Raw genomic sequence first — 22,648 nt, 5'->3', positions numbered from 1 at the left:
ACGGAATCCTGGAGTTCAGGCCGCGGCTTTGCCCGCCACGGCTTTTTCCAGCGCCGAGACGAACATGCCCGCAACATCGAAGCCGGTCTGTTCTGCGATTTCCACGAAACAGGTGGGGCTGGTGACGTTGACTTCGGTGACGTAGTCGCCGATGACGTCCAGGCCTACCAGCAGCAGGCCGCGCGCGGCGAACTTGGGCGCCACGGCCTCGGCGATTTCCCGGTCGCGCGGCGACAGTTCCTGGGCCACGCCGCGTCCGCCGGCCGCCAGGTTGCCGCGGGTCTCGCCAGCCAGCGGGATGCGGGCCAGCGAATACGGCACGGGCTCGCCGCCGATCAGCAGGATGCGCTTGTCGCCCTTGACGATGTCGGGGATGAAGCGCTGGGCCATGATGGTGCGCGCGCCGTTGTCCGTCAGCGTTTCCAGGATGGCGTTCAGGTTCGGGTCCTTGGGCTGGAGCCGGAACACACCGGTGCCTCCCATGCCGTCCAGCGGCTTCACGATGACGTCGTGGTGCGCGTCATGGAAGGCCTTCAGGCGGGCCATGTTGCGCGTCACGAGCGTAGGCGCCGTGAACTCGCTGATTTCGGTGATGGCCAATTTTTCGGGATGGTTGCGGATCGCCGCGCCGCCATTGAATACCCGGGCGCCCTGCGCCTCGGCGTATTCGAGCAGATGCGTCGAATACACGTATTCCATGTCGAACGGCGGGTCCTTGCGCATGACCACCGCGCCGAAATCCGCCAGCGGCAGATCCTGGGCGGCGGATTCGCGCCACCAGTCGTGGCCGTGCAGATCGGCGTCCGCGACCAGTTCGATGGGCGTGGTGACGGCCTTGACCGTGCCGGCCTCGATGTAGAGATCGCCCTGCATGGCCACGCTGAGCGTGTGGCCGCGCGCCACGAGGGCACGCATCATGGCAACCGAGCTGTCCTTGTACGCCTTAAGCAGCGGCAAGGGATCCAAAACGAACAAAACGTGCATCGCGACACCCTGAACGGACGCCGCCTTCCCTCGCGGGAAGGCGGCTTTTTGACATCGTAGCGCAGAGCCGCCCAATAAGCGAACCCGCCGGTCCACGGAGCGGACGGCGGGTCGAACGAGCGGCCGGGCCTCCCGGAGAGACCAAGGCTGGAACTCAGGCCGCCGATTCGGGCTTGCCTGCGGGCGCAGCCTTCTTCTTGGGCGCCAGCACCATGACCATCTGACGGCCTTCGAGCTTAGGCATGGCTTCGACCTGGGCAAGTTCCAGCAGATCGTCGCGCACACGTTCAAGTACCCGCATGCCGAGTTCCTGGTGGGCCATTTCACGGCCGCGGAAACGCAGCGTCACCTTGGCCTTGTCGCCTTCCTCGAGGAAGCGGCGCAGGTTGCGCAGCTTGACCTGGTAGTCGCCCTCGTCGGTGGCCGGACGGAATTTGACTTCCTTGACCTGGATGACCTTTTGCTTGGAACGAGCTTCGGCCTGGCGCTTCTGCTCTTGGTACTTGAATTTGCCGTAGTCCATCAAACGGCAGACCGGCGGCTCGGCGTTCGGCGCGATTTCCACCAGATCCACGTCGTTTTGCTCGGAAAGACGGAAGGCGTCGGCAATCTTGACGATGCCGAGCTGTTCTCCGTCCAGACCTATCAGGCGCACCTCGGGGACGCGGATTTCACCGTTGATGCGATTGGCTTTTTCAGTGGCGATGTTGAAAGCTCCTAGAAATGTTAAGCAGCGCTGCTATCAGGTTGATTGACGTCGCGGCGGGTGGAGACATCCTCGGCCAATCGCGCGACGAACTCGTCGATGGCGATGGCGCCGAGGTCCAGACCACCCAGTCCGCGTACGGCGACGGTGCCGTTTTGCTTTTCCTTGTCGCCGACGACCAGGATGTACGGCACCTTTTGCAGGCTGTGCTCCCGAATTTTACGAGTGATTTTTTCACCGCGCAAATCGGACTCCACTCTAAAGCCTTGTTTTTTCAGGCTTTGCGTGATTTCAGCCGCATAATCGGCGGAAGGTTCGGAAATGCAGCATACGACAGCCTGCACCGGAGCGAGCCAGGGAGGCATCGCGCCGGCGTGGTTTTCGATCAGCATGCCGATAAAACGCTCCAGCGAACCCAGGATTGCCCGGTGCAGCATGACGGGCGGACGGCGCTGGTCGTTCTGGTCCACGTACTCGGCGCCAAGGCGCACCGGCATGGAAAAATCGACCTGGATCGTACCGCACTGCCAATGGCGGCCGATGGCGTCCTTCAGCGTGTATTCCACCTTCGGACCGTAGAACGCGCCCTCGCCCGGCGAAATTTCGAATTCGCAACCCGTGCGGCGCAGGCTTTCCATCAGGGCCTGCTCGGCCGTATCCCAAACTTCGTCCGATCCGATACGCTTTTCAGGACGCGTGGCGACCTTGTAGAGCACCTCGGTAAAGCCGAAATCGCGGTAGACCTTCTGCAGCAGTGCCGTGAAATCGGCGCACTCGTCCTGGAGCTGGTCTTCGGTACAGAAAATATGGCCGTCGTCCTGCGTGAAGCCGCGCACGCGCATCATGCCGTGCAGCGAACCCGAGGGTTCGTTGCGGTGGCATTGGCCGAACTCGCCGTAGCGCAGGGGCAGCTCCCGATAGGAATGCAGGCCCGCGTTGAAGATCTGCACGTGGCCCGGGCAGTTCATCGGCTTCAGGCCGTAGACGCGGTTTTCGGACTCGGTCGTGAACATGTTTTCACGGTAGTTGTCCCAGTGGCCGGTCTTCTTCCAGAGCGAAATATCGAGGATCTGCGGTGCCTTCACTTCCTGGTAGCCGTTGTCGCGGTAGACGGAGCGCATGTACTGCTCCACCTGCTGCCACAGCGTCCAGCCCTTGGGGTGCCAGAAAATCAGGCCCGGAGCCTCGTCCTGGAAATGGAACAGATCGAGTTCGCGGCCGATCTTGCGGTGGTCGCGGCGCTCGGCCTCTTCCAGCATGTGCAGATAGGCCTCCTGCTCTTCCTTGGTGGCCCAGGCCGTGCCGTAGATGCGCTGGAGCATCTCGTTCTTGCTGTCGCCACGCCAGTAGGCGCCGGCCACCTTCATCAGCTTGAAGACCTTCAGCTTGCCCGTGGAGGGCACGTGCGGGCCGCGGCAGAGGTCGATGAAGTCGCCTTCCCGATACAGGCTGAGCGTTTCATTCGAGGGGATCGAAGCAATGATCTCGGCCTTGTACTTTTCGCCTATGCCCTTGAAGAATTCGACGGCGTCGTCGCGCGACCATTCCTCGCGCGTAACGACTTCGTCCTTCTTGGCCAGTTCGGCCATTTTCTTCTCGATGGCGGCAAGGTCTTCGGGCGTGAACGGACGCTTGTACGAAAAGTCGTAGTAGAAGCCGTTGTCGATCACCGGGCCGATGGTTACCTGGGCGTCCGGGAACAGTTCCTTGACGGCGTAGGCCAGCAGGTGAGCCGTGGAGTGGCGGATCAAATCCAGCCCGTCCGCGTCCTTGGCGGTCACGATGGACAGGCGCGCATCGCCTTCGATGCGGAAGCTGGTGTCCACCAGACGGGATTCCGCGCCCTCGAATGTGACGCGCCCGCCCAGGGCGGCCTTCGCCAAGCCCGTGCCGATCGATTGCGCCACTTCGGCAACCGTTACCGGCCCCGGAAATTGGCGCTGCGAACCATCGGGCAATGTGATCTGTACCATCGGGAGTATTTCCTGGGAGGTTCTTGGAACTAAAAAATCAAAAAACGGAAACGAAAAACGCGGCCTTGAAGCCGCGTTCTTTTGATTTGTCTTGCTGAGTTCTGCCGCTGACCTGACACGGAGAAACCCGACGCACGAAAAAACTAACGCGACATAGGGCGAAAGTTCCGGGTCGTAGTTCGTGCCAGCGGGAAAAACATGGTGTTGGGGCCTGTCCGGGACGCGCCTTCGGCGGCGCGTATCAAAATGACGAAACTGCGCGATCGCAGCGGCAATAAAAGTTGCGTTTATCGCCCACGATTGTAGCACTATTTACGTCTGCCTGTGGCGAAAGCGCCACAGTTCACGCCAGGCGGCTCATTGCAGGCCGCGGCTGCCGGCCAAGGCCGCCAGCGCATGGGCAACGCCATCCTGCCAGGGCGGCGCGTGGACGCCGAACACGCGGGCGAGCAGCCCGGTATCCAGGCAGGAATTCAAGGGCCGGCGCGCCGCGGCCGGATACTGAGCCGAGGGCACCGGCTCGATGTCCTCCGGATTCAGGTTGACCGGCAGGCCCGCGAGCCTGGCCTGCGCGGCGATGAAGCAGGCGTATTCATGCCAGCTGGCCGCGCCCGCCGCCGCCAGGTGATAGAGGCCGAACGGGAAGCCTTCCCTTCCGTTCGCCAGGTAGCGCGCCACCGCCAGCGAGGTCACGTCGGCGATGAATGCCGCGCCAGTCGGCGCGCCGCGCTGGTCGTCCACGACGCGCAGCGCCTCGGCCTGGCGCAGCGCCATCAACACGGTCTTCAGGAAGTTGTCGCCGAAAACCCCGTAGATCCAGGACGTTCGGAACAGCAGGTGGGCGGGGTTCGTGGCCGCGACGGCCCGCTCGCCGGCCAGCTTGCTGCGGCCATAGGCATTCAGTGGCGCCGGCGCGTCGGCTTCGGTGTACGGGCCGGGCTTGGCGCCGTCGAATACATAGTCGGACGAATAATGCACGATCAGCGCGCCGCGGCTGGCGGCAAGCGCGGACAGCTCGCCAACCGCCTCGCCATTGATACGCATGGCCCGCACCGGGTCGTCTTCGGCGCGCTCGACGGCCGTGTAGGCCGCGGCATTGACGACGACGTCGGGTTTCTCCCGGCGCACCAGCCGCGCCAGCTGCAAAGGATGGGTCAGGTCGCAATCGCGCCGCCCCGCGGCCACGACCTCGCCCAGCGGCGCCAGGCTGCGCCGCAGTTCGAAGCCCAGTTGGCCATCCCTGCCCAATAGCAGAATCTTCCTGGTCATGAGTCCGCCCCGCTTAAGCGGCCCGAGGCCTGTTCGCCCTAGGGGTGCAACAGTCTGATTTTGGCGCGTTTCCGATGCGAATGGCCATACGAAACCGTAATCTGCCCACTCGAAATCTAGGACTGTTGGCGAACTCGACGCGGAGCCGGCCGCCGGCCCCGCACCCAACCCGATCGTGGAAGCACAGATGAAACATGTCTCAGCGCCCTACTCCAAAGCGCTTCCTTCTTCCTATTCCGCACGCAACGATGCGGGCAGCCCTCTTGGCACGCGCCAGCACCTGCTTCTGTCGCGCCTGCCGCCCATCGTCAAGGTAGCCATCCTCGACGACCATCCCGTGATCGCGGTGGGCGTCGGCGCCTATCTCGAAAGCCGGCCCGGTTTCCGGGTCCTGCACCGGGAAACCTCCTCGCGGGGCCTGCTGGAAAAACTGTCCCATTCGCCCTGCGACGTCGCGCTGGTCGATTTCTACCTGCCCCTGGAACCCTGGGACGGGGTGAGCTACCTGCGGCGGCTGCGCCGCTATTATCCCAACATGGCGATCATCACGTTCTCTGCCGGCAACCGCCAGGAAACCCAGTACGCCGCCTATCGCGCCGGCGCGAACGGCTACCTGGCCAAGCAATGGGGCATGGGCCTGCTGCCGGAAATGATCCGCGGGGTATTGAGCGGCAGGCACAAGTTCCTGTCGGTGCGCGACGGCCGGATCCATGCCCAGGAGCCCACCGCGCCGCACGACGCGCTCACCGCCTCGGAGGTGGAAGTATTGCGCCACATAAGCCAGGGTCTTTCCGTCACCCAGATCGCGGCGCGGCTCGTGCGCAGCAAGAAAACGATCAGCACGCACAAGCGCTGCGCCATGCGCAAGCTGCAGCTGTCCGACGATCTGTCGCTCGCACTGTACCTGCGCGAAAAATTCGTGCATGCATGATGGCGTGCCGCGCCCCTCCGGGGCGCTGCCCTAGATGATGCGGGAGTAGCTGGCGCCGGTGGCCGCAGATTGCAGATAGCGGTCGAACACCATAGCCACGGCGCGTACGAAGTACCAGCCCAGGTCGGTCACCCGCAGCTCTCCCGGCCGCATGTCCACCAGGCCCAGCTCGGCCAGGCCGGCCATCTGCAACAGTTCCGCGCCGAAGTATTCGCCGAACCGCAGTTTGTGGCGCGCCTCGATCCGCTCGAAATCCACCCGGCCCTGGCACATGACGTCCATGATGACCTCGCGCCGCACCAGGTCGTCCCCGCTCAGCGCCAACCCTCTTTCGACGGCGAACCGCCCTGCCTCGATGGCGGAGTAGTACTCGTCCAGCACCTTGGCGTTCTGGCTGTAGGTATCGCCGATGCGCCCGATGGCCGACACGCCTAGCGCGACCAGATCGCGGTCGGGCTGGGTGCTGTAGCCCTGGAAGTTGCGATGCAGCTCGCCCCGCTGCTTGGCGATCGCCAAAGAATCGGAGTCCAGGGCGAAATGGTCCATACCGATGTAGGTGTATCCCTGCTTCAGGAAACCGTCGATCGCCGCGCTCAGCAGGCCGACCCGCGTGGCGCGCTCCGGCAGATCGGCTTCATTGATGCGGCGCTGCGGCTTGAAACGCGTAGGCAGGTGGGCATAGGCGTACAGCGCAATGCGGTCCGGCCGCAGCTCGATCACCTGTTCGATGGTGCGGGTAAAGGATTCCGTGGTCTGCAAGGGCAGGCCATAGATCAGGTCCACGTTCACCGAGGCGTAGTCCAGTTCCCTGGCGCTGCGCACCAGTGCCTGCACGTCCTCGAACGACTGCACGCGGTGCACCGCGGCCTGCACCCTGGCATCGAAATCCTGGACGCCGAAACTCAGGCGGTTAAAGCCCAGTTTGCGCAGGTGGGCCAGCCGTTCGGGCGTCGCCGTGCGCGGATCCACCTCGATGGACAATTCCGCGTCGGGCTGGAAACGGAATGCGCGGCGCAGGTCCGCCATCAGCCGGTCCAGCTCGGCGTCGGACAGGAACGTAGGCGTGCCGCCGCCGAAATGCAGCTGGGACACCGGCACGCCCTCGCCCAGCTCCTGGGCGTGCAGGCGGATCTCGGCGGCGAGCGCATCCAGGTAGCGGGCGGCCCGGCCGTGCTGGCGGGTCACCACCTTGTTACAGGCGCAGTAGTAGCAGACCGATTCGCAGAAAGGTATGTGCACGTAGAGCGATAGCGGCTCATCGGGGCTCATGGCCCGTCGCTGCCTCAGCGCCAGCCGGTAGTCCAGCTCGCCGAAACCGGCATGGTAGCGGTCCGCGGTGGGATAGGAGGTATAGCGGGGCCCGTTCTTGTCCAGCCTCGCCAGCAGCTGGGGCGGAAAAAGGGGCTTGGCGACCGTGGGCGCTTCGGGGTCTGACGGTAGAGGACGTAGAGCGGCTTGCATACCTTGGATTATTCGCCTGTGCCGGCCGCCCCTACTTGATCTTGCGCAAACCCAGGCCCGTAAAATGCGTTCATTCAAGCCACACGACAAGGAAACCACAATGGGCACCGAACTGGATGGCCGCCTGCTGGCCATGCGCCAGGCCTTGGCGATCGCCATCGCCCTGTCCACCCGCAGCAGCCCGCAAGCCACAGGCATGGCGCTGGAGCTCCTCAATGACCTGAAGGCCAGCCTGGACGACACGCCGTCGGACAGCCCCTTCGAAACGCCCGAATGGGTGGCGGGCGCTCACGACGAACTGGACGGCATCGCGCGCCTGGTCCGCGCCTTCACCCAGACGCCCGAACCCGACGGCGAAGCGCAGTAGGCAACTGCCGGGCGCGGGGCCAGCCAGGCCGCGCGCCCTTTCCCCTTTCCGTTCCTCCCCCTGGAATCACACGGCCCTAGCTGGCCTGACCACCTCCACGAAAGAGGTGGAATCCCTGTGATCGTTTTCCCTTGAAACGCGAAATTTCCCTTTTTATTCAATAAGGGCGTGCCTATATTGGTGGCCTGACCACTGGCATGCGTTCTCGCTACCCCGACAGATGAGCACCTTCCAAGCCGTAGCCATCACCCGCCTGTATCGCGTGATCGCCGATCAGATCGCCGGCCGGATCCGGGCGGGCGAATTCCCCCGCGGCGGCAGGCTGCCGTCCGAAAGGGAACTGGCCGAGCAGCTCCAGGTCAGCCGCGCGTCCATCCGCGAAGCGCTGATCGCGCTGGAAATCGAAGGCTATGTGGAAGTGCGCGTCGGCACGGGCGTTTTCGTCACCCGGGAAGGCGCAGGGTTCCCCGCGGCCTCCGGCGCCTCGGGAGACGTCGAGCAGGAACACGACGACATCGGCCCGTTCGACCTGCTGGAAGCCCGCATGCTGATTGAACCCGAGTGCGCGGGCATGGCCGCGCAGCAGGCCTCTCCGGCGCAGATCGCGGCCATCCGCGACGCCCATGAAGGCATGTCGCTGACGGACTCCCCCGGCCGGCACGACCGTGAGTTCCACAATGCCATCGCCGCGGGCTGCGGCAATGCGGCCGTGGCGGCGGCGGTCGCCCGGTTGTGGGAGCTGACGCAGGCGAGCTCGGTGTACAGCCGCATGCAGGATTACTTCGTCAACACCAAGGTCTGGGCGGCGGCCCATGCCGAGCACCAACGCATCCTGGTCGCCATCCAGGCGCGCGATCCGATCCGCGCGCGCCACGCCATGCATGCGCACCTGCTCGGCATCCTGGCGCGCCTGCGTGAAGACTTCGGCGACGACAACAGCCACCGGTAGCGCCCATTCATCCCATGAGGTCACCGCCATGCCACAGCGAATTCTTGATTGCGCCTCCCGCGCACCGCCGGTTTCGCCGCAATGGTGCATGGCGCGTTGAAGAGCACCCAGACGAAGCATTGTTTTAGCGGCTCCACCCGTAGTACCCCTGAAAACGCAGGTGGCATGCAGTTTGCTTGCCGGGCAAGGCATCCGTCTTGCGCCGGCAGACACCTGTCACACCCTTTCCAGCCCGGAGGCTCGCAGTGAAATCGCAAAAATGGTTCTCCTTGAAGCTCGGCGCCCTGGTCCTTGCGGCCGCGCTGCCCGCCACGCAGGCCCTGGCCCAGACCAAGGGCGGCACCCTGAACATGATCGTCCAGCCCGAGCCGCCCGTGATCGTCACCGCCATCAACCAGCAGGGGCCGACACAGTTCGTGGCGGGCAAGATCTATGAAAGCCTGCTGACCTATTCCCCCGAACTGAAGCCCCAGCCCGGCCTCGCCAAATCCTGGGAGGCCTCGCCGGACGGCCTGTCCTACACGTTCCACCTGCAAGACAACGTCAAGTGGCACGATGGCAAGCCCTTTACGTCCGAAGACGTGGTGTTCTCGCTGGCGGACATGCTGCCCAAGACCCACGCCCGCGCGCGCGTGATCCTGAACAAGTTCGTGGACTCGGTACAGGCGCCGGACGCAAAGACGGTCGTCGTAAAGTTGAAGTCGCCCTTCCCCGCCTTCATGCTGATGTTCGAACCGGGCTTCGCGCCCATCATGCCCAAGCATCTCTACGCCGGCACCGACTACATGACCAACCCGGCCAACCAGAAGCCGGTGGGCACCGGCCCCTTCATGTTCAAGGAATGGAAGCGCGGCGAATACATCAAGCTGACGCGCAACCCCGACTACTGGAAGCCGGGCAAGCCCTACCTGGACGAACTGGTCTTCAATGTCATTCCCGACGCGGCCTCGCGCGCCGTGGCGTTCGAGCGCGGCAGCGTGGACGTGCTGCGCGGCGGCGATGTGGACAACGTCGACATCAAGCGGCTGCGCGCCCTGCCCAAGGTGGAATACACCACGGCGGGCTGGGAGATGTTCTCGCCCCAGGCGTACCTGATCTTCAACATGCGCAAGCCGCCCTTCGACAATCTCAAGGTGCGCCAGGCCGTCATGGCCGCGATCAACCGCAACATGGTGGTCAACAACATCTTCTTCGGCCTGGGCAAGGTATCCACCAGCCCGTTCGTTCCCACCGAGATGTTCTACGACAAGAACATGCCGCCGCTGCCCTTCGACATGAAGAAGGCGCGCGCGCTGATCAAGGAATCCGGCATCAAGCCCGAGGACTACACGATCCGCCAGTTGAGCTTCCCCTACGGATCCACCTGGGACCGGTTGGGCGAGTACACCAAGCAGGCCCTTGAGCAGCTTGGCTTCAAGGTGAACGTGGAATCCACCGACGCCGGAGGCTGGGCCAGCCGCACCGGCAACTGGGACTTCGACATGACGACCACCTACACGTACCAGTACGGCGACCCCGCGCTGGGCGTGCAGCGGCTCTACGTCACGTCGAACATCGTGAAGGGTTCGCCATTCGCCAACGTGCAGGGCTACAGCAATCCCGAGACCGACAAGCTCTGGGAGGCAGCCGCCTCGGAAGTGGATCCCGCCAAGCGCCAGGAGATCTACACCAAGCTGCAGACCACGCTCGTCAACGATATCGCCAACGGCTTCCTGGTGGACATGGAATTCCCCACGCTGTATCGCTCCAACGTGAAGAACCTCGTCAAGACCGCGATCGGGCTGAACGAGAGCTTCGACGACGTGTACATCGAGAAGTAAACGCAGCAGTGCGCCGCCGCGGCAGCCGTCCGCGGCGGCGCACCCCGCGGCCGCTCGACGGACGCGCGCCCCGCCCGTTCTCGGAGGAGCCCCAAGCATGAAATTCCTGTCTTTCCTCGTGTCCCGCATCGGCAAGGCCCTGGTGGTCGTGCTGGGCGTGGTGATCATCAATTTCTTCCTGATCCGCCTGGCGCCCGGCGATCCCGCCGCCGTGCTGGCGGGCCAGGCGGGAGCCGGCGACGCGGCCTACGTCGAACAATTGCGAGTGGCCTTCGGGCTGGACAAACCCATCATGACCCAGCTGCTGCTGTACCTGAAGGGCGTAGTCCAGCTGGACCTGGGATTCTCGTACCGCAACCACGTGCCGGTGCTGGACCTTATCGTGGAACGCCTGCCGGCCACGTTCCTGCTGATGTCCTGCGCCTTTGTGTTCTCCATCCTCCTGGGCGTCTTCCTGGGCGTCGTGGCCGCCAAGGCCCGCTACCGCAACAAGCGCCGCTGGATCGACAGTTCGGTCATGACGGGCGCCCTGCTGCTCTATGCCACGCCGCTCTTCTGGCTGTCGCTGATGGGGATTCTGCTGTTCTCGGTGGTGCTGGGCTGGCTGCCGGCCTTCGGTATGGAAACCGTGGGTGCCGGGCTCTCCGGATGGGCCCGCGCCGGCGACATCGCGCAGCACCTCATCCTGCCGACGGTAACGCTGGGCTGCTTCTTCATGGCCGTCTACGTGCGCCTGACCCGCGCTTCCATGCTGGAAGTGATAGGCATGGACTTCGTCAAGACTGCCCGCGCCAAGGGTGTGAGCCCGGGCCGCGTCATCCGCGCCCACGTGCTGCGCAACGCCCTGCTGCCGGTCATCACGTTCGCCGGCATCCAGCTGGGCCAGATGGCGGGCGGGGCCGTGCTGACCGAGACCGTCTTCGCCTGGCCGGGCATTGGCCGGCTGATGTTCGACGCGCTGCTGCAGCGCGACTACCAGCTGCTATTGGGCATCTTTCTGGTCACGTCCATCATGGTGGTGGTGTTCAACCTGCTGACCGACGTGCTGTACCGCCTCATCGACCCGCGCATCGCCGCGGGCGCACAGCAAGGAGCCGCCGCATGAAGGCATTCGCCCAACGCTACATGCGCAACTATGGCGCGGTGGCCGGCCTGATCATCATCTTGATCGTGGTCATCGTCGCCCTGGCCGCGCCGCTGCTATACGAAGAGTCGCCGTGGATGATGGTGGCCGACCCGCTGATCCCGCCGTTCACCAACGCCGACTATCCCTTCGGCACCGACATGCTGGGCCGCGACATCACTGCGGGCCTGGTCTGGGGCGCCCGCGTATCGCTGATGGTGGGATTGCTCTCGACCGCCGTGGCCCTGGTGTTCGGCATCCTGGTGGGCGCAGTCGCAGGCTACTGCGGCGGCCGCGTGGACGACGCGCTGATGCGCTTCACCGAGTTCTTCCAGACCATCCCGCAGCTGGCCATGGCCGTCGTGCTGGTGGCCATCCTGAGCCCGTCGATCTATTCGATCATGGGCGCAATCGCGATCGTGTCGTGGCCGCCGGCCGCGCGCCTGGTGCGGTCGGAATTCATGACGCTCAAGCAGCGCGAGTTCGTGCAGGCGGCCATCGTGATCGGACAGACGCCGGCCCGCATCGTCGGCACCCAGATACTGCCCAACGCCATGTCGCCCATCATCGTATCCGCCTCGTTCATGGTGGCGACCGCGATCCTGACCGAATCGGCGCTATCCTTCCTGGGCCTGGGCGACCGCAACCTGATGAGCTGGGGCTTCATGATCGGCGCCGCGCGCACCATGATCCGCGAGGCGTGGTGGATGAGCGTCTGGCCGGGCGTGGCCATCCTGCTGACCGTGCTGGCCATCAACCTGATCGGCGAGGGCCTGAACGATGCGCTCAACCCGCAGCTGCGCAAGCGCGGCGACTAGGGCCTGCGCCCTGCCTACTTTCCTGCGAACAGGCCTTAGGATGACGAGATGACCGAACCCACGCCTTTGCTGTCCGTCCAGAACCTCAGCATCGCCCTGCCCCGAGGCGGAGACCGCGCCTATGCCGTGCAGGACGTCTCCTATGACATCCAGTCCGGCGAGATCCTGTGCATCGTCGGCGAATCGGGCTCGGGCAAGTCCATGAGCGCCAACGCCATCATGGGCCTGCTGCCCGACTACCTCACGCCGCAGCAAGGCCGCATCCTGTTCCGCGGCCAGGATCTGCTGCGGCAGGACGAGGCGGCCCTGCAGGCCATGCGCGGCAAAGACATGGCGATGATCTTCCAGGAGCCTCTCTCTGCGCTGAACCCGCTGATGACGGTGGGCGAGCAGATCAGCGAAGTCATGCGCGTGCACAATGCCTACCCCGGCGCCCAGCGCATGGCGCGCGCACTGGAAATGCTGGCCTTCGTGGGCCTGCCCGATCCGGCCACCCTCTACCACGTCTATCCCTTCCGCCTGTCCGGCGGGCAGCGCCAGCGCGTCATGATCGCCATGGCCCTGGCGCTGGAACCCGCGCTGCTGATCGCCGACGAGCCGACGACGGCGCTGGACGTCACGACCCAGGCGCAGATCCTGGCGCTGATCGCCCGCATCCAGAAGGAAAAAGGCATGGGCGTGATGTTCGTCACCCATGACTTCGGGGTTGTGGCCGAGATCGCCCACCGGGTGGCGGTCATGGAAAAAGGCATTCTGGTGGAACAGGGGCCGGCGGACGAAGTGCTGAACCGGCCCCGCCATCCCTATACGCAGCGGCTGATCGCCGCCGTGCCGCACCGCCGCGGCGACGAGCGCGCGCTGGCCGCAGGCGACCAGCCCGTGCTGGACGTCAGGAATCTGAAGAAGACCTATGTGGTCGGCCGGGGCTGGCTGCGCGGCAAACGCGAAGTGCACGCGGTGGACGACGTCAGCTTCAGCGTGCGGCGCGGCGAAACGCTGGGCATCGTCGGCGAATCCGGCTCCGGCAAATCCACGATCGGCAAATGCCTGCTCAAGCTGGTGGGCATCGACGGCGGACAGCTCGTCTTCAACGGCCAGGACATCGCGTCCATGCCGGAAGCGCGCTTCCGGCCGCTGCGCCACGATATCCAGATGATCTTCCAGGACCCCTACGCCTCGCTCAACCCGCGCCATACCGTAGGCCGCATCGTCAGCGACGGCCCCGTCGCCAATGGCGTGCCTCGCGCCCAGGCCGAAGCCCGGGCACGCGAGTTGCTATCGCTCGTGGGATTGGATCCGTCCGCCTTCGACCGCTATCCCAACCAGTTCTCGGGCGGACAGCGCCAGCGCATCGGCATCGCCCGCGCGCTCGCGCTGGAACCCAAGGTGCTGGTGGCCGACGAATCGGTATCGGCGCTGGACGTTTCCGTACAGGCGCAGGTGCTGCAACTGTTGCACGATCTGCAGCAACGGCTGAAGATTGCGCTGGTATTCATTACCCATGACTTGCGCGTGGCCGCCCAGATCTGCAATGCCGTCCTGGTCATGCACCGCGGCAAGGTGGTCGAGTACGGCTCGCCCGCCCAGATATTCGACAACCCGCAGCATGCCTATACCCGGCAGCTGATCGCCGCCGTGCCTGGCCAGCACTGGGACCCCTCCCAGGCGCAGGCGGCCTGAACCGGCTTTGCGTTCTTTCAACTTTCATCCCCCAGGAGAACCATCCATGCAACGACCCGCAGCCATACCGACCGTGCAGATCGACAACGAGCAGGTCACCGTCACCGAATGGCGCTTCCCGCCCGGCGGGGAAACGGGGTGGCATCGCCATGGCATGAACTACGTCGTCGTACCGCAGACCACCGGCCCGCTGCTGCTGGAAACGCCCAATGGCGAGGTCACCAGCCAGCTCACCACCGGGGTGGCCTACTACCGCCCCGTCGGAGTGGAGCACAATGTCATCAACCCCGGCGATACGGAATTCGTGTTCGTCGAAATCGAACTCAAGCGCGCGTAGCGGAAGCGGCCGGGCCGCCACGCAACGGGCGCAAGCGGAGGTTCCCATGCCACAGACTCCCCGCAGGCTGCGCAGCCAGAAATGGTTCGACGACCCGGCGCACGCCGACATGACCGCCATCTATGTCGAGCGCTACCTCAACTACGGCCTCACGCGGCAGGAACTGCAATCGGGCCGGCCCATCATAGGCATCGCCCAGACGGGCAGCGACCTGGTGCCCTGTAACCGCCATCACCTCGCGCTGGCCGAACGCATCAAGGCGGGCGTCCGGGACGCCGGCGGCATCCCGATGGAATTTCCCGTGCACCCGCTGGCCGAACAGGGGCGGCGGCCCACCGCCGCGCTGGATCGCAACCTGGCCTATCTGGGCCTGGTGGAGATCCTGCACGGCTATCCGCTGGACGGCGTGGTGCTGACCACGGGCTGCGACAAGACCACCCCCGCCTGCCTCATGGCCGCGGCCACCGTCGACATCCCCGCCATCGTGCTTTCCGGCGGGCCGATGCTCGACGGCTGGCACGAGGGGAAGCGCGTGGGCTCGGGCACCATCATCTGGCACGCCCGCAACCTGATGGCCGCGGGCAAGCTGGACTACGAAGGCTTCATGACCCTGGCCACCGCATCATCCCCGTCCATCGGACACTGCAACACCATGGGCACCGCGCTGTCGATGAATTCGCTGGCCGAGGCGCTGGGGATGTCGCTGCCGACGTGCGCGAGCATTCCCGCTCCCTACCGGGAGCGCGGCCAGATGGCCTACGCCACCGGCATGCGCATCTGCGACATGGTCCGCGAGGACTTGCGGCCCAGCCAAATCCTGACCCGGCAGGCATTCGAGAATGCGATCGTCGTCGCTTCCGCGCTCGGCGCCTCCAGCAATTGCCCGCCGCACCTTATCGCCATCGCCCGGCATATGGGCGTCGACCTGAGCCTGGACGACTGGCAGCGGCTGGGCGAAGACGTGCCGCTGCTGGTCAATTGCGTGCCCGCCGGCGAATATCTGGGCGAGAGTTTCCACCGCGCCGGCGGCGTTCCCGCCGTGCTGCATGAACTGACGGCCGCCGGACGCCTGCATGCCGACTGCCCCACGGTATCCGGCCGGACCGTCGGCGAAATCGCAGCCGCTGCCCGCTCCCACGACGCAGAGGTCATCCGCAGCTGCAATGCGCCGCTGAAACACCGCGCCGGGTTCATCGTCCTGTCGGGCAATTTCTTCGACAGCGCGATCATCAAGATGTCGGTCGTGGGCGAAGCATTCCGCCGCGCCTATCTGTCCGAACCCGGCTCCGAAAACGCCTTCGAGGCGCGCGCCATCGTGTTCGAGGGACCCGAGGATTACCATGCCCGCATCGAGGACCCGGCGCTGAACATCGACGAGCACTGCATCCTGATCATCCGCGGCGCCGGCGACGTCGGCTACCCGGGCAGCGCGGAAGTAGTGAACATGGCGCCGCCCTCCTATCTGCTCAAGCGCGGCATCGATTCCCTGCCTTGCATGGGCGACGGCCGGCAGAGCGGCACGTCGGCAAGTCCGTCCATCCTTAACATGTCGCCGGAAGCGGCGGTGGGCGGCGGCCTGGCGCTGCTGCGCACCGGCGACCGCATTCGCGTCGACCTGAACCAGCGCACGGTCACCGCGCTGGTGGACGAAACGGAAATGGAGAAACGCAGGCAGGAGCCCGCCTATCAGGCGCCCCAGTCGCAGACGCCCTGGCAGGATCTGTATCGGCGGATGGTGGGCCAGCTTTCGACCGGAGGCTGCCTGGAGCCCGCCACGCTCTACCTCAGGGTCGTGGAGACCCGCGGCGACCCCAGGCATTCGCATTGAAAGCGAGGCCGCAGGCGCCTATCCCCGGCCAGGCTTGCCGTCCGGGCCGGGATCGCGCGGAGCCGGCCGGCTAAGCACATAGGCGGCGCTGGCCAGGAAGAAAACGCCGACGGCAAAGGCGAGAGGCCACGACGGATGCGCGCCCCACCAGAACAGCACGTACCCGACCGCCATTCCCAGGCAGGCATAGGTCTTGCCCTTGCCCGACACGGCCCCCTGGTCGCGCCAGGCGCGCAGCGCAGGGCCGTAGGTCGGACTGTCAAGCAGCCACTTTTCCAACCGGGGCGACGAGCGTGAAAAGCAGGCCACCGCCAGGATCAGGAAAATCGTCGTGGGCATGACAGGCAGAAACGCGCCGATGATGCCCAGCGCCAGCATCAGGCAGCCCAGGCACAGCCATAGAACTCTCATCATGATGGGCGGCAGGATATCGTGAAGATGGTGAACATTGCTGAGGGGCAGGCCATCTCAGGGCCGCGCGGGCTCCGGCATTTTCACGCGCAGCATTTCCACGAACGCCGGGCTGGGCTGGCCGCCCGCGGCTCGCGACTTGAAGATCATGGCCCAGGCGTCGGAGTATTGGCCCCGCCGATAGAAAGCGGACGCCCAAGAGGCGTAGAGATAGCCCTTGTCCGGCTCCAGCTGCTCGCCCTTTCGAAACATCGCATCGGAACGCAACGTTGCCGCCACGCGCGCCTCCGGAGGCAAGGTCTTGTCCTCGGCGGCGCAGCGAGCCGCGGTCCGGCCTGCGTCCGCATAGGACCCCTGGAAAGACCGCGGATCCAGGCTGAGCGCCCGATCCATCATGTTCATCGCATCGCAGAACCTGCCCTCGTCATGCAATACCGCGGCAAAGCCGGTGTAGACCTGGGGATTCTTCGAATCCAGCAGCCACGCCTGGTTGAACCGGCGCATGGCCATGCCGAGCTGGTCCGCCTGGTAAAAGCGGTAGCCCTGCTCCACCCAGGCCCTGGACGCGCTCTCACGGGACCCGTAGGACTGCGTCGCCTCGGCGATCAGCTTGTCGTCGGCCGCCCTCAGATCGGCGGCGGCCGACCTATCCGCGCCGCCATACATCGGCGCCTCGTCGAGCCCGGCCTTGGGCACGACCGGGGCGCCGCCCGCCGCGCAGCCGGCCAGCCAGAGGGCGGGCAGCAGAAGAATGGACCTGGCGGTCTGACGCATGGATGGCGAGTCCGAAGCTGAAGGAACACCGCAATATACCGTAGCGGGCGGTCCCGGCCATTGCCGCGCGCGCGGCGGCTGCGCCGGGAATCGTTTGCGATGCGTTCAAGCGCAAGGCGCGCAGCCGCTCAGGTGCGCTTGAGAGGCAGCAGCCGCTGGTATCCCTCGGGCAGCGGATGCTGCGCATGGTCCTGCACGGCGCCGGCCAGCCGCGCCGCCACCTCGGCGGGAAACGGCTTGGCTCGGCGCGTTTCCAGGTCCACGTGCAAAGACAATTGCTCCATCGTGGCGGCCAGGTAGCCGTCGCGGGCCTGTATCAGTTCCATCAGGCAAAGCAGCCTCTTGTCGTCCGCTTCCAGCAGGCGCAGGCGCAGTTCCAGCGGGTCGCCCGCCAGCACTTCGCGCCGGTAGGCGACATGGATGTTCATCGTATAGATGCCGCAACGCGTCTGGCGGGTGTAGTCCGAACCGACGCCAAAGCGGCCCAGCAGTTCGAAACCATGGCGGTCGAACACGCCCACGTAGTGAGCGGCATTCATGTGGCCGTACTCGTCGATCCAATCAGGTTTGACGGCCAGGGACAGCGCGGGAAGTGCGGGCATGATGGTCAGCTTTGGTTGTGGACCTGCAAGCATACGCCGTGCGAGGCGCGGCAACCCGGAGCGCCGGCGCTCTAGCGCAGCTTTTGCTCGTATAGATCCTGCGCCGCCCCGAGCGAGGCGCGCATGCCGTAGATGGTGCCGCCGCCTCCGCGGCTGAACCACAATTCGTACTGCCACGAGCCTTCCACGAAGACACGGCAAATAGTCCAGCCAGGCGGCCCCTGCCAGTAGTATTCGTCCCGCTGCGTCCATTCCACCTCAGCCATGCGCAGTCCCCTGTCGGCCGGAACCGGGGCCGATTTCATCACCATGAAAGTGAAATATACTGTGTTTTTATACAGTATATAGGACTAAATCGTAAGCTTCCCCTGCGCAATGCCGAGCCTCCATCACGGAGAACGGCCGAGGCCTTGAGACGCTTGTTTGTCGAAACCCGAGTCAGCGGCAGGACACAAACCTCGGACCTGCTTACATCTTTATCAGATTGGCCTCTACGCCAAAAGACTAGGCCCACCCTAGAATCGGCTCACTGCACTTTCGGCTGAGTAGGAGCCATGATGAGTCATCCCAATACCAAGAAATTCGTCACCGCCGCGATCTGCTGTCTGTTCCTGGCCGGCAACGCCCTGGCCGCCCCTCCTGAAGGAAAGGGCAAGCCTGACAACGCAGGCCAGGGCCAAGGGCAAAACAAGGGCAACAGCGGCGGCAAAGGCAACGGTTCCGGCAAGGGCAATAGCGGCAACGGCGGTTCGTCCAAAGGTGGCGGGAACGGCTCCGGCTCCGGCGACGTCAACGTCACGCTTCGCCACGCAGGCATCACGATCTCCACTGCCAGAGGCTACGCGCAAGAATATGGATTGTCGGGCTACAGCTCGCTGCCGCCGGGAGTCCGGAAGAACCTTGCCCGCGGCAAGCCTCTGCCTCCCGGGATCGCCAAGAAAATGGTCCCGGGCCCCATGCTCGCGCGTCTTCCTGTCTATCCCGGCTATGAATGGCGAGTCGCCGGCTCCGATCTCATTCTTGTAGCCGTCGCCACGGCGATCGTCGCCGACGTGCTGTTCGACGTTTTTGATTGACGCAGCCGCCCGCCCTTCGGCGCCCGCATCGGCCAATAGGCCGATGCGGCGAGGCAACGCATTGACTTGCGCAAGTTGAGTAAGCAACGGATCCCACTTCCGGTGGCCGCCGCTTTGCAGCGGAAAACAAAAAAGCCGCCAAGTTCGTACTTGGCGGCTTTCTTTTTGCCGTGCTTCACAGCACTTTGCAGGAATTTGGTAGGCGGTATTGGAATCGAACCAACGACCTCCACGATGTCAACGTGGCGCTCTAACCAGCTGAGCTAACCGCCTGCAAAGAAGAAGAATTATATAGTGCTTTTTTGAACTGTGCAAATCGTCTTGGAAGACTTTTTGCAGATTTCATTTCGTTCGAAGCGCCTTTGCATCTTTCCCGGCATCTCTGCCCGAGGCCTTGCCAACGGCTCGCGCCATGGCTGCTCCGAATCGCGTTTTGCACTACCTCAGTGCTGCTTATTCATCAGCACCGCTTCGCTCTTCAGCTTCGAATCTGCGGCTTGCACCGCAGCAACGAAGAACGAGATTCTATCAGAACTTTTTATTCCTTGCTGGACCTCTACTCCACTGCTGACATCCACGCCCCAAGGCTTCATCAATTGCACGGCCTGGCCGACATTTTCGGCGTTCAGGCCGCCCGAAAGAATCAGCGGGCGCGAGATGGGGTCGGCCTTCACGTCGTCGAGCAGCGCGTAGTCGAATCCATGCCCGCTGCCGCCATAGCCCGCGCTGTAGCTGTCGAACAGCCAGCCCGCCGCTTCGCCGTAGGCGCGGCAAGTGGAGGCGAGGTTTTCCGCGCTTTCCAGGCCGGGAGCGCCGGCCCGGAAGGCGCGCAGGAAGCGATGGCCGTAGTGGGCGCAGTCCTGTGGAGTTTCGTCGCCGTGGAACTGCAACAGTTCCGGTCCAACCTGATCCAGCACGGCCTGCACTTCATGGCGCGACGGATTGACGAACAGCGCCACGACGTCGACGAAAGCCGGCACCATGCGGCGCAATTGGGCCGCCCGCAGCGGCGTCAGGCAGCGCTTGCTCTTGGGGTAGAAGACAAAACCTATCGCGTCGACGCCCGCCGCGACGGCGGCGTCGATATCCTGTTCGCGGGTCAATCCGCAGATCTTGATGCGTGTGCGCATGGAACTCATCACTTACGCCGTCGCCCCGCGCGACGGTTTGAATCAGTATATCCGCCGCGCCTAGGTGGTTGGCTGGCCCAGGGTTGCGACGAGGTTGTCGAAACTGCCTTCGGCCAGGCGGAACCAGGGAACTTCCTTGTCGCGAAACGCGGCCATGCTCTCATAGAGCTTCTTGAACATCGGATCCTTTGCGCTCATCTCTTTATAAGCGGCGAGGGACGCTTCGTAGCTTGCCTGCAGGACCGGCTTGGGAAACGCTTTCAATTGCGCGCCGCGAGACACGAGGCGGCGCAGCGCGTCCGGGTTGCCGGCGTCGTACTTGGCGATCATGTTGCCCGTGGCCATGCGGCAAGCCAGCGCAAGCGCGGACTGGTAGGGTTTGGGCAGTTCGTCGTAGGCATCCTGGTTCACATACAGCGACAACTGCAGCGTGCCCGCCCACCAGCCCGGAAAGTAATAGTTCCTGGCCACTTTATAGAGAGCCAGGCTTTCGTCGTCATAGGGGCCGATCCAGGCCGCCGCATCGATGACACCCTGCTCCAGCGCCGTATAGGTTTCCGACGCAGGCACCTGGACGGGCGTGGCGCCCAGCCGCGCCAGCACATGGCGGGCGAATCCGCCGGCCTTAACTTTCAGGCCGCGCAGGTCGTCGACCGTCTTGATTTCGCCGCGGAACCAGCCCCCCATCTGGGCGCCGGTATAGCCACAGGGAAAGTTGAGGATGTTGTATTTGTCGAACAACACCCGCGTAAGCGCCAGGCCTTCTCCCTGGGTCATCCACGCATTCATCTGCCGCGTATTCAGGCCAAACGGCACGCCGGCGTCGAAGCAAAGCGCGGGATCCGTATCGAAATAACGGGTGGAAGCCGTATGGCCGCAATCCACGACGCGATACTGCACGGCTTCCAGCACCTGGCCCGGCTGCACCAGGTCCCCGGCCGGGAATATCTCGATATTGAAGCGCCCATCCGTCACTTCGGCGACATAGCGGGCGACGTCCTCCGCCCCTGCGAACAGCGTTGGCGATTCATTGGGAAAACTGGAGGCCAGCCGCCATGAGACCGTAGGGGCGTCCTGCGCGAAAACCGGGGCCGCCAGGGCAGCGCCGCCGGCGGTGGCTCCCAGGGCGGTCTGTTTCAAAAACGCGCGGCGTCGCATGGCAAAAGCCTCCATCGGGCGCGGAAGATGTCGCCGTTGCCGGCGGCTTCCCTAATAGGTTTGAGTAAACGGCGACAGCAGCTGCGAGCCGCCGTCGAGTTCGTCCAGGCCGAACTCTTCGGGATATTCAATGGCTGACAGGTACAGCCCGTCGGGCGCGAACGTGGGCGCGCCGCGCTTGCGGTCGCGCCACGACAGGAGCTGCGCCATCCAGTCCACCGGCTCCCTGCCCTGCCCGACTTGCAGCAGCGCTCCCATGATATTGCGTACCATGTGATGCAGGAAGGCATTCGCCTTCAGCGTAAACACCAGGAACGGGCCGCGCTCTTCGATGTCCAGCCTGTGCAGGTGACGCACCGGATGCTTGGCTTGGCATTGCGAAGAACGGAAGCTGGAAAAGTCGTGCTCGCCCAGCAGCGCCCTTGCCGCCGCGCGCATGGCGTCCACGTCCAGCGGCTGGAAACACCAGCCCGCGCGCCCCGCCCATAGCGCCGGGCGCACGCGGCCGCACCATAGCAGATAGACATAGGTTCGCGCGCGCGCCGAGAAGCGTGCATGAAAATCGTCCGGGACGGGCTGCGCCCACTGAACGGAAATGCTCGGCGGAAGAAAGGCGTTCACGCCGCGCACCCAGGACTCCATCCTGCGGTCCAGCTCAGTATCCAGATGGACCACCTGCATGGCGCCGTGCACGCCGGTATCCGTGCGGCCCGCGCAAATCGTGGAGACCGGGCCCGCTACATCGCAAAAACTTCCCAGGGCGGCTTCCAGCGTATCCTGCACCGTCTGCCGGTGCGGCTGCGTCTGCCAACCTTGCCAGGCGGAGCCGTCGTACGCCAGCCCCAATGCAACTCTAGACATGTATCAAACCTGTGGACCGCCGACCCGGCGCGGTTCGTCCGTGGGCGGTTCGTCCAGGTCGAGATTGATGCTATTGAGCTTGCGGTTCAGCGCTGCCGTGTCGAGCGCCGGCTCGGAATATTCGTAAGTCTCCTCGTCATCGTCTCCGCGCCTTGCACCCGCCCTGCGCAGCAGCCAGGCGATGGCAAATGCGATCAGCGCCAGCACGGCGGTGACGATGACAAGCAGGTTGTCGGCCAGCCATGCAGGCATGTCCGACGTGGCGTCCTTGTTGGGGGGAGTGCCTGCGGCCTTGTCCGGCGAAGCGGCGTTCGGCGCGCTTGCCGCGCCCGGAGCGCCTGCTGCGCCCGGCGTGCCTGCTGCGCCCGGCGTGCCTGCTGCGCCCGGCGT

22 protein-coding genes, 1 tRNA gene and 1 pseudogene are annotated in these 22,648 nt (G+C 64.7%); 10 read left to right on the top strand and 14 right to left on the bottom strand.

Annotated elements, in window-relative coordinates; all coding sequences use genetic code 11:
• Window positions 1-15: 15 nt before the first annotated feature.
• The 4 genes from gshB to rfbD all read right to left on the bottom strand — a co-directional run bounded on the left by gshB (window position 16) and on the right by rfbD (window position 4,932).
• Window positions 16-984, bottom strand: coding sequence for a glutathione synthase (gene gshB / locus JL37_RS15660; RefSeq protein ID WP_043545216.1), 969 nt, complete (start codon window positions 982-984; stop codon window positions 16-18).
• 154 nt (window positions 985-1,138) lie between these two features.
• A complete protein-coding gene (gene infC, locus JL37_RS15655) occupies window positions 1,139-1,690 on the bottom strand; it encodes a translation initiation factor IF-3 (protein ID WP_076410237.1) in 552 nt (183 codons plus the stop codon).
• 20 nt (window positions 1,691-1,710) lie between these two features.
• Window positions 1,711-3,663 (bottom strand): threonine--tRNA ligase, encoded by a 1,953-nt coding sequence (gene thrS, locus JL37_RS15650; protein WP_043545215.1) that lies wholly within the window; start codon window positions 3,661-3,663, stop codon window positions 1,711-1,713.
• A gap of 357 nt (window positions 3,664-4,020) precedes the next feature.
• Complete coding sequence (gene rfbD, locus JL37_RS15645; RefSeq protein ID WP_043545214.1) at window positions 4,021-4,932, bottom strand: dTDP-4-dehydrorhamnose reductase; 912 nt, start codon at window positions 4,930-4,932, stop codon at window positions 4,021-4,023.
• Window positions 4,933-5,119: 187 nt separating this feature from the next.
• Here rfbD and JL37_RS15640 point away from each other — a divergent pair, with 187 nt between their 5' ends.
• Entirely contained in the window at window positions 5,120-5,863 is a 744-nt protein-coding gene (locus JL37_RS15640) for a response regulator transcription factor (RefSeq protein WP_081955077.1), read from the top strand.
• Between the two features lie 30 nt (window positions 5,864-5,893).
• Here JL37_RS15640 and hemN read toward each other — a convergent pair whose 3' ends face one another.
• Window positions 5,894-7,324 (bottom strand): oxygen-independent coproporphyrinogen III oxidase, encoded by a 1,431-nt coding sequence (gene hemN / locus JL37_RS15635; RefSeq protein ID WP_043545213.1) that lies wholly within the window; start codon window positions 7,322-7,324, stop codon window positions 5,894-5,896.
• A gap of 100 nt (window positions 7,325-7,424) precedes the next feature.
• Between hemN and JL37_RS15630 the strand changes: the two genes are divergently transcribed.
• The 8 genes from JL37_RS15630 to JL37_RS15595 all read left to right on the top strand — a co-directional run bounded on the left by JL37_RS15630 (window position 7,425) and on the right by JL37_RS15595 (window position 16,246).
• Complete coding sequence (locus JL37_RS15630; RefSeq protein ID WP_043545212.1) at window positions 7,425-7,691, top strand: hypothetical protein; 267 nt, start codon at window positions 7,425-7,427, stop codon at window positions 7,689-7,691.
• A gap of 220 nt (window positions 7,692-7,911) precedes the next feature.
• Window positions 7,912-8,640, top strand: coding sequence for a FadR/GntR family transcriptional regulator (locus JL37_RS15625; RefSeq protein ID WP_043545211.1), 729 nt, complete (start codon window positions 7,912-7,914; stop codon window positions 8,638-8,640).
• A 245-nt stretch (window positions 8,641-8,885) separates the two neighbouring features.
• Window positions 8,886-10,460 (top strand): ABC transporter substrate-binding protein, encoded by a 1,575-nt coding sequence (locus tag JL37_RS15620; RefSeq protein ID WP_043545210.1) that lies wholly within the window; start codon window positions 8,886-8,888, stop codon window positions 10,458-10,460.
• Between the two features lie 97 nt (window positions 10,461-10,557).
• Window positions 10,558-11,565 (top strand): ABC transporter permease, encoded by a 1,008-nt coding sequence (locus JL37_RS15615; protein ID WP_043545208.1) that lies wholly within the window; start codon window positions 10,558-10,560, stop codon window positions 11,563-11,565.
• Window positions 11,562-12,401, top strand: a complete 840-nt coding sequence (locus JL37_RS15610) for an ABC transporter permease (protein WP_043545207.1) — start codon at window positions 11,562-11,564, stop codon at window positions 12,399-12,401. Before JL37_RS15615 ends, JL37_RS15610 begins: the two co-directional genes overlap by 4 nt.
• A gap of 48 nt (window positions 12,402-12,449) precedes the next feature.
• The gene (locus tag JL37_RS15605; RefSeq protein ID WP_043545205.1) at window positions 12,450-14,081 is read left to right on the top strand and encodes an ABC transporter ATP-binding protein; all 1,632 of its coding nucleotides are present in this window, start codon (window positions 12,450-12,452) and stop codon (window positions 14,079-14,081) included.
• Between the two features lie 46 nt (window positions 14,082-14,127).
• Complete coding sequence (locus JL37_RS15600) at window positions 14,128-14,418, top strand: cupin domain-containing protein (protein ID WP_043545202.1); 291 nt, start codon at window positions 14,128-14,130, stop codon at window positions 14,416-14,418.
• 46 nt (window positions 14,419-14,464) lie between these two features.
• Entirely contained in the window at window positions 14,465-16,246 is a 1,782-nt protein-coding gene (locus tag JL37_RS15595; RefSeq protein ID WP_043545200.1) for an IlvD/Edd family dehydratase, read from the top strand.
• A gap of 18 nt (window positions 16,247-16,264) precedes the next feature.
• On the opposite strand, the gene JL37_RS15590 is transcribed toward JL37_RS15595, so the two are convergent.
• The 4 genes from JL37_RS15590 to JL37_RS15575 form a co-directional block, all read right to left on the bottom strand.
• On the bottom strand, window positions 16,265-16,660 hold the full coding sequence (locus JL37_RS15590) for a YbaN family protein (protein ID WP_081955076.1): 396 nt from the start codon (window positions 16,658-16,660) through the stop codon (window positions 16,265-16,267).
• A 54-nt stretch (window positions 16,661-16,714) separates the two neighbouring features.
• A complete protein-coding gene (locus tag JL37_RS15585; protein ID WP_043545198.1) occupies window positions 16,715-17,431 on the bottom strand; it encodes a hypothetical protein in 717 nt (238 codons plus the stop codon).
• A gap of 128 nt (window positions 17,432-17,559) precedes the next feature.
• Window positions 17,560-18,033, bottom strand: a complete 474-nt coding sequence (locus JL37_RS15580) for a thioesterase family protein (RefSeq protein ID WP_043545195.1) — start codon at window positions 18,031-18,033, stop codon at window positions 17,560-17,562.
• A 71-nt stretch (window positions 18,034-18,104) separates the two neighbouring features.
• Entirely contained in the window at window positions 18,105-18,299 is a 195-nt protein-coding gene (locus tag JL37_RS15575) for a hypothetical protein (RefSeq protein ID WP_043545194.1), read from the bottom strand.
• Between the two features lie 288 nt (window positions 18,300-18,587).
• Between JL37_RS15575 and JL37_RS15570 the strand changes: the two genes are divergently transcribed.
• Complete coding sequence (locus tag JL37_RS15570) at window positions 18,588-19,109, top strand: anti-virulence regulator CigR family protein (RefSeq protein ID WP_231570357.1); 522 nt, start codon at window positions 18,588-18,590, stop codon at window positions 19,107-19,109.
• A 196-nt stretch (window positions 19,110-19,305) separates the two neighbouring features.
• On the opposite strand, the gene JL37_RS15565 is transcribed toward JL37_RS15570, so the two are convergent.
• From JL37_RS15565 to JL37_RS30715, 5 genes and pseudogenes are all read right to left on the bottom strand, one after another.
• Window positions 19,306-19,382: transfer RNA gene (locus JL37_RS15565), tRNA-Val, on the bottom strand.
• A 170-nt stretch (window positions 19,383-19,552) separates the two neighbouring features.
• Window positions 19,553-20,239 carry a phosphoribosylanthranilate isomerase gene (locus tag JL37_RS15560; protein WP_043545192.1) on the bottom strand — a complete coding sequence of 229 codons (687 nt, stop codon included), beginning with the start codon at window positions 20,237-20,239 and terminating at the stop codon, window positions 19,553-19,555.
• A gap of 60 nt (window positions 20,240-20,299) precedes the next feature.
• On the bottom strand, window positions 20,300-21,397 hold the full coding sequence (locus JL37_RS15555; RefSeq protein WP_043545756.1) for a TRAP transporter substrate-binding protein: 1,098 nt from the start codon (window positions 21,395-21,397) through the stop codon (window positions 20,300-20,302).
• A 51-nt stretch (window positions 21,398-21,448) separates the two neighbouring features.
• Window positions 21,449-22,258, bottom strand: coding sequence for a tRNA pseudouridine(38-40) synthase TruA (truA, locus tag JL37_RS15550; protein ID WP_043545191.1), 810 nt, complete (start codon window positions 22,256-22,258; stop codon window positions 21,449-21,451).
• A 3-nt stretch (window positions 22,259-22,261) separates the two neighbouring features.
• A pseudogene (locus JL37_RS30715) lies at window positions 22,262-22,648 on the bottom strand (peptidoglycan-binding protein LysM); the annotation flags it as partial.

The organism is Achromobacter sp. RTa, from assembly GCF_000757485.1.
GTDB lineage: Bacteria > Pseudomonadota > Gammaproteobacteria > Burkholderiales > Burkholderiaceae_B > Achromobacter.
The sequence above is the reverse complement of the archived record's forward strand: the minus strand, read 5'-3'. Positions and strand labels throughout refer to the sequence as shown.

Bases quoted from the DNA above. Each gene is read 5' to 3' on its own strand.
- gshB (WP_043545216.1), bottom strand. From the start codon at position 984: ATGCACGTTTTGTTCGTTTTGGATCCCTTGCCGCTGCTTAAGGCGTAC.
- thrS (WP_043545215.1), bottom strand. From the start codon at position 3,663: ATGGTACAGATCACATTGCCCGATGGTTCGCAGCGCCAATTTCCGGGG.
- rfbD (WP_043545214.1), bottom strand. From the start codon at position 4,932: ATGACCAGGAAGATTCTGCTATTGGGCAGGGATGGCCAACTGGGCTTC.
- JL37_RS15640 (WP_081955077.1), top strand. From the start codon at position 5,120: ATGAAACATGTCTCAGCGCCCTACTCCAAAGCGCTTCCTTCTTCCTAT.
- hemN (WP_043545213.1), bottom strand. From the start codon at position 7,324: ATGCAAGCCGCTCTACGTCCTCTACCGTCAGACCCCGAAGCGCCCACG.
- JL37_RS15630 (WP_043545212.1), top strand. From the start codon at position 7,425: ATGGGCACCGAACTGGATGGCCGCCTGCTGGCCATGCGCCAGGCCTTG.
- JL37_RS15625 (WP_043545211.1), top strand. From the start codon at position 7,912: ATGAGCACCTTCCAAGCCGTAGCCATCACCCGCCTGTATCGCGTGATC.
- JL37_RS15615 (WP_043545208.1), top strand. From the start codon at position 10,558: ATGAAATTCCTGTCTTTCCTCGTGTCCCGCATCGGCAAGGCCCTGGTG.
- JL37_RS15610 (WP_043545207.1), top strand. From the start codon at position 11,562: ATGAAGGCATTCGCCCAACGCTACATGCGCAACTATGGCGCGGTGGCC.
- JL37_RS15605 (WP_043545205.1), top strand. From the start codon at position 12,450: ATGACCGAACCCACGCCTTTGCTGTCCGTCCAGAACCTCAGCATCGCC.
- JL37_RS15600 (WP_043545202.1), top strand. From the start codon at position 14,128: ATGCAACGACCCGCAGCCATACCGACCGTGCAGATCGACAACGAGCAG.
- JL37_RS15595 (WP_043545200.1), top strand. From the start codon at position 14,465: ATGCCACAGACTCCCCGCAGGCTGCGCAGCCAGAAATGGTTCGACGAC.
- JL37_RS15590 (WP_081955076.1), bottom strand. From the start codon at position 16,660: ATGATGAGAGTTCTATGGCTGTGCCTGGGCTGCCTGATGCTGGCGCTG.
- JL37_RS15585 (WP_043545198.1), bottom strand. From the start codon at position 17,431: ATGCGTCAGACCGCCAGGTCCATTCTTCTGCTGCCCGCCCTCTGGCTG.
- JL37_RS15580 (WP_043545195.1), bottom strand. From the start codon at position 18,033: ATGCCCGCACTTCCCGCGCTGTCCCTGGCCGTCAAACCTGATTGGATC.
- JL37_RS15575 (WP_043545194.1), bottom strand. From the start codon at position 18,299: ATGGCTGAGGTGGAATGGACGCAGCGGGACGAATACTACTGGCAGGGG.
- JL37_RS15570 (WP_231570357.1), top strand. From the start codon at position 18,588: ATGATGAGTCATCCCAATACCAAGAAATTCGTCACCGCCGCGATCTGC.
- JL37_RS15560 (WP_043545192.1), bottom strand. From the start codon at position 20,239: ATGCGCACACGCATCAAGATCTGCGGATTGACCCGCGAACAGGATATC.
- JL37_RS15555 (WP_043545756.1), bottom strand. From the start codon at position 21,397: ATGCGACGCCGCGCGTTTTTGAAACAGACCGCCCTGGGAGCCACCGCC.
- truA (WP_043545191.1), bottom strand. From the start codon at position 22,258: ATGTCTAGAGTTGCATTGGGGCTGGCGTACGACGGCTCCGCCTGGCAA.